The 3,806-nt window shown below is 71.7% G+C and carries 4 protein-coding genes; 3 read left to right on the forward strand and 1 reads right to left on the reverse strand.

Going from position 1 to position 3,806, the window contains the following annotated elements; all coding sequences use genetic code 11:
• Positions 1-274, reverse strand: a 274-nt coding sequence (locus WBP48_RS15315; RefSeq protein ID WP_424441616.1) for a LacI family DNA-binding transcriptional regulator, incomplete at its 3' end; no start/stop codon positions are given.
• An 85-nt stretch (positions 275-359) separates the two neighbouring features.
• On the opposite strand from WBP48_RS15315, the gene galT reads away from it, so the two are divergent.
• From galT to WBP48_RS15330, 3 genes are all read left to right on the forward strand, one after another.
• Positions 360-1,535, forward strand: coding sequence for a galactose-1-phosphate uridylyltransferase (galT, locus tag WBP48_RS15320; RefSeq protein ID WP_424441619.1), 1,176 nt, complete (start codon positions 360-362; stop codon positions 1,533-1,535).
• Entirely contained in the window at positions 1,532-2,734 is a 1,203-nt protein-coding gene (gene galK / locus WBP48_RS15325) for a galactokinase (protein ID WP_424441617.1), read from the forward strand. Before galT ends, galK begins: the two co-directional genes overlap by 4 nt.
• A 233-nt stretch (positions 2,735-2,967) precedes the next feature.
• The coding region (locus WBP48_RS15330; RefSeq protein WP_424441618.1) for an alpha/beta fold hydrolase at positions 2,968-3,806 on the forward strand (839 nt) is incomplete at its 3' end.

The following is a 3,806-nucleotide window of genomic DNA, read 5'->3' on the forward strand; positions in this document are numbered from 1 at the left end:
CGACCGTGAGCGCGAACCCGCGCGCCGCCGCAGCGCCGGCGATCGCCTGGAGCATACGCGAGTTGCCGACGGTGGCCAGCGTCGACACGACGAGGCCGATCGTGTCGGTGCGACCGGTGCGCAGCGCCCTCGCCGCGCGGTGCATTCGGTAGTCGAGCTCCGCCATCGCGGCTTCGACCCTTGCGCGCGTCGCCGGATCGACGCGCGGGCTGCCGTTCACGACACGTGACACCGTCTGCGACGACACGCCGGCAGCCGCGGCGACGTCCGCCATGGATGCTCGCCCCACCCGCGCACCTCCGTCCAAGAATTGTGTGTTGACGATAACATACCCCTTCTTCTAGCATGTGATCGTGAACATGGAACATCTTCCGACGTCAGCGCCGACCGGGACGCTCCTCGGCGCCGGCGTCATCAAGCGCAGCACACGGATGGCCGACGGCAGGGAGCTCGTCTACTTCGACGATCCCGACACGGCACTCGGGCCCGACCGAGCCGCCGACGCCCGCGCGCTCGGTCCGCGGCCCGACACCGCCACGATGCGGCAGGACATCCTCACGGGCGACTGGGTGTCGGTCGCCGCCGCGCGCCAGAACCGCGCCTTCCTTCCCCCGGCCGACCTCGACCCTCTCGCGCCGCAGACCCCCGCCAACCCGTCCGAGGTCCCGTCGCTCTACGACGTCGTCGTGTTCGAGAACAAGTCGCCGTCCTTCGGTCCGGCCCTGGCGGAGGCCGTCGGCGACGCTCCGGCGGCGTCCGACGCGCCGCGCGGCCTCGAGGACCTCGCCCACCTCGGTCTCGGCCGCACCCGCACGAGCGTCGGGCGCTGCGAGGTCGTGTGCTTCTCGCCCGAGCGCACCGGCTCGTTCGGCACCCAGACCGTGACCCGCGCCCGCACCGTGATCGAAGCGTGGGCCGACCGCACCGCCGCCCTGTCGGCGATGCCCGGCGTGCAGCAGGTCTTCCCGTTCGAGAACCGCGGCGAGGCGATCGGCGTGACGCTGCACCACCCGCACGGGCAGATCTACGCCTACCCCTACATCACCCCGCGCACGACCCGACTGCTGGACTCGATCGACCGCACCGCGCCGGACCTCTTCCAGCGCATCCTGGAGTTCGAGCAGGCCGGCCCCCGCGTGCTGCTGCGCGGCGAGCACTGGACGGCCTTCGTCCCGTTCGCGGCGCGCTGGCCGATCGAGGCGCACCTGCTCCCCCACCGTCACGTGCCTGACTTCGCGGCGCTCACGGATGCCGAGCGCGATGAGCTCGCCCCCCTCTACCTCCGGCTGCTGCGCGGTGTCGACGCCCTCTACGGCGACCCGACGCCCTACATCGCGGCGTGGCACCAGGCTCCCGTCAACGTCGGGCGTGACACCGTGCGGCTCAACCTGCAGCTGACGAGCCCGCGCCGCGCCGCGGACAAGCTCAAGTTCCTCGCCGGTTCCGAAGCCGCCATGGGCGCCTGGATCGGCGACGTCCCGCCCGAGACCGCAGCGCAGCAGCTGCGGGACGCCATCGAAGGAGTCGAGCTGTGACCACGGCATCCGCCATCGCGACCGACGCCACGGTCCTGTTCACCGAGCTGACCGGCGACGCCCCCGCGGGCCTCTGGTCCGCGCCGGGGCGCGTGAACCTCATCGGCGAGCACACCGACTACAACGACGGCTTCGTCTTCCCGTTCGCGATCGATGCCCGCACCGTCGTGGCGCTCGGCCCCCGCGACGACGGCCGCATCCGTGTCGTCTCCACGTTCGACGAGACCCCCGTCGAGGTCGCGCTCGCCGACCTCGATGATCTCTTCCCCGCCCGCCGCGACGAGATCGTCGAGTGGGCGCGCTACCCGCTCGGCGTCGCCTGGGCGCTCTTGTCGGCGGCGCTGTTGTCGGGGCAGGATGCCGCGGCATCCGCCACCGGCGTGGACCTCGCAATCGCCTCCGACGTCCCGGTCGGGGCGGGCCTGTCGTCGTCGGCCGCGATCGAGGGCGCCACGGCATCCGCTTTGAACGACGTGTGGGAACTGGGGCGCACGCGCGTCGAGCTCGCGCAGGCGGGGCGCCGCGCCGAGAACGAGGCCGTCGGCGCGCCGACCGGGATCATGGACCAGATGGCGTCGATGCTCGGGCAGGCGGATGCCGGCATCTTCCTCGACTGTCGCACGCTCGCGGCCGAGGTCGTTGAGCTCGGGTTCGACGCGGCGGGCCTGGAACTGCTCGTGATGGACACGCAGGTGAGCCACGCGCACTCGACCGGCGGTTACGGCGAGCGCCGCGCCGCGTGCGAGCACGGGGCCGCGATCATGGGCGTCGCCGCGCTCCGCGACCTGTCGGTGGCCGACCTGCCGCGCGCGCAGCAGCTGATGGACGACGTCACATTCCGCCGCGTGCGGCACGTCGTGACCGAGGATCAGCGCGTGCTCGACGCCGTTCGCACGCTGCGCGACGAGGGGTCGGGCGCCATCGGCCCCCTGCTGGATGCGTCGCACGCCTCGATGCGCGACGACTTCGAAATCTCCACGCCCGAACTCGACCTGGCCGTCGAGGTTGCGCGGTCGGCCGGGGCGATCGGCGCCCGCATGACGGGGGGCGGCTTCGGGGGCGCGGCGATCGCGCTGATCGAGCGGTCCCTCGTGGCGTCGGCATCCGCCGCCGTCGAGGCCGCCTTCGCCGCGGCCGGGTTCGGGGCGCCGCACGTCTTCACGGTCCGTCCCTCAGAGGGCGCGCGCCGCGACGCGTGAGGCTCTCGCGGCGGCGGGCGCCGAAACTCCACGGAATCGACCGGGATCCGCGGCCGAACGCGCTGGTTCCCGCCGTACGCGCCTGGATCCGTGGAGTTTTCGCGCGCCCGTCGAGGCCACCGGTCGCGAGAAGGTCCGCGTGTCAAGGGGTGGATGCCGCGGCATCCGCGCCGTAGCGTCGAGATGCGGCCGCGGCATCCGCCCGGCCGACACCGAACGCCGGAGGAGCCATCGTGGCCTACATCACCGTTGCGACCGAGAACTCGACCGATGTCGAGCTGTTCTACACCGATCAGGGACCGAGCGACGCCCAACCCGTCGTGCTGATCCACGGATTCCCGCTCAACGGTGAGTCGTGGGATCTGCAGCAGAGCGCGCTGCTGCAGGCGGGATTCCGCGTCATCGCTTATGACCGTCGTGGGTTCGGCGCGTCGAGCAAGGTTGCGTCGGGCCTCGATTACGACACGTTCGCCGCCGACCTGCACGCGCTGATCGAAGAGCTCGACCTGACCGAGGTCGTTCTCGTCGGGTTCTCGATGGGCACCGGCGAGATCGCCCGCTACCTGTCGCGCTACGGTGCCGGCCGCATCGCGAAGGCTGCATTCCTGGGGTCGCTCGAACCGTACCTGCTGATCACCGACGACAACCCCGACGGGGCAGGTGACCAGGCGTTCTTCGACGAGACCGCGGAGGCGGTCGCGAAGGACCGGTACGCGTTCCTCACCGGCTTCTTCCGCGACTTCTACAACCTCGACGACACGCTCGGCGGGCGCATCTCGCAGGAGGCCGTCGACGGCAGCGTGCAGGTCGCGAACCTGGCCGGCAACGCGGCGCTCGCCGCGGCTCCCCTGACGTGGCCGACGGACTTCCGCGGTGACATCCCCGCGATCACCGTGCCGACGCTGATCCTGCACGGCACCGCCGACAACATCCTGCCGATCGACAAGACCGCGCGGAGATTCCGCAAACTCGTGCCCGAGTCCACGCCGCTGACCTACGTCGAGCTCGAGGGCGCGCCGCACGGCCTGCTGCGCACCCACGGCGCCGAAGTGAACGAGGCGCTGCTCGCGTT

This window comes from Microbacterium sp., assembly GCF_049661145.1.
In the GTDB taxonomy this organism is placed as follows: domain Bacteria; phylum Actinomycetota; class Actinomycetes; order Actinomycetales; family Microbacteriaceae; genus Microbacterium.